The 1,884-nt window shown below is 38.1% G+C and carries 1 protein-coding gene; it reads right to left on the reverse strand.

Features of this window, described 5'->3' with window-relative positions; genetic code table 11:
* Window positions 1-361: 361 nt before the first annotated feature.
* On the reverse strand, window positions 362-1,771 hold the full coding sequence (locus tag M028_RS0113480) for an IS110 family transposase (protein ID WP_026574336.1): 1,410 nt from the start codon (window positions 1,769-1,771) through the stop codon (window positions 362-364).
* Window positions 1,772-1,884 lie beyond the last annotated feature (113 nt).

A 1,884-nucleotide genomic window follows, 5' to 3' on the forward strand; every position in this document is an offset into this window, starting at 1 on the left:
GGGGTCAGCGTATAATGGCAATTAAGTCAAGAGTAAATATTTTATAAAAAAGGCCAAACTTAAGTAGAACCCCAATATCCATTTTTTTGAAGATTCAACCATCACAGAACTATATAACAGGGCTCCTCTAGAACGTGAAAGGATCTCGTGTTTTCATCCTACAGTGATACCACCTAGCAAATATAAACTTTGAATTTCACGTATTATCCGTATTTGCAGGACAAGATCCATAACGCTGACCCACGAGGTCTAAAGCCTCAGACACCCAATACAATGTGATCTAACGCCCTAGAGGAGCCCCATTTTCATTAAAAATAAATACTTAATCAATTCATGAACAAATAACTAATTTAACTTTAATTTAAGCTGATAGGCAAAGATTTGAAGAGACGTGTAATTCATAAAATCGCTTTACATTTGGAGCTCTAAGTTTTTTACTTATCTCACTTACTAACACATAATTCTCTTGATTTGTACGATATAATGAGTGATTTCTTATCATTGAAAAGGCCAATCGAATCATTCGGTTTCCCAAGGCAACATATGCTTGACGGGTGTGTTTTCCACGGTCTTTTAAGGCTAAATATCTCAGTTTCATTTCGGGATTATTAACGGCTAAAGATTTTCCTACCTGGTAGGTTATGTTTCTGAATGTTCTTCGTCCCTGCTTACTAATACAAAAGTACGAAGGTTTTTTTCCGCCAGATTGCTTCACAATAGGGTTTGTCCCTGCCATCTTGATTAATTGCCCTGCATGTTCGAAATCAGAGATATCCCCCATTTCTGCGTATAATTCAGCCCCCGTAACGACACCAATCCCAGGAACGCTAAGGATCACAGCCCCCTCCGTTTCAACGAATAAATCTTCAATTTTATGTTCTAAAACATTGATTTGATTTTTCAACAACTCTAAACGATCCAGCTTTTGAGATAAGAGAAAGATGTCTCCGTCTACGAACTCTTTTGGTTGAGAGATGGAGTTTCGAGCAAATTCTATTAGAATTTGAATCGTACTATCCCGTAATTTTAGATTTTCACGGATAGATAATTCACGTAATCCTTTCTCCCCAAGTGTCAATATATCAGTTGGATGCGGATAGTGCCGCATCAAATAGAGAGGTGCCTTTCCGAATAATTTACTAAATGGTTGAACATGCTTACGCTTTCCGTTCTCCCATACACTTTTTCCTTGAAATTCCCTAAAGATATGATCCATGTGCATAAGAATCAAATTTTGCGTTGTGGTTCGTTCACCCACTAATTCACGACGGGCTCGTGTAAGCTTTTGAAGTGTAAGAACCGCACCTGAAGATAGTTCATTCGACGTCCCCCGGCCATGAATCATGGATTGAAGAATGGCCATCAGGTCTAAATTATCTGTTTTAGACCAATTTAAAAGGGCTTGTCTTTCTTGGGCTGTAGTGGCTGCATTCAAAGTTCTGACATGATATCCACTTGAATGGCATCGCCGAACAAGATCCTCGTAATAATGCCCAGTGGTTTCAATACCCACCACTACCTCTTTAAGTTTGTATTTTTCCTTCTCCAATTGAATAACCTTTTTAAGGTATTCAAAACCAGTCATAGACGCATCAAACTCAAATGGTTTCACTAAAATATCCCCATAGAACGTACCAATTAGGGCTTTTTGAGTGAATTTCGCTGCATCAATCGCCACCATCAACAAATTTTCAGTCCCTGTTTCTCGTACAAACTCTGCCCATCGACTTCCATTTTTACCTTGAATATGGTTAAATAATGAATATGCCATCGTTTTCAACTCCTTGGTGGGGGTAGTAAATTAGAAGTTCTGTGATAGGTACTTCCATTTTACAATGAAAACGGTGGCCTTTTTCTATTTATTTGACCTATTTACTATACTAG

The organism is Bacillus sp. UNC438CL73TsuS30 (assembly GCF_000482325.1).
In the GTDB taxonomy this organism is placed as follows: Bacteria; Bacillota; Bacilli; order Bacillales; family Cytobacillaceae; genus Neobacillus.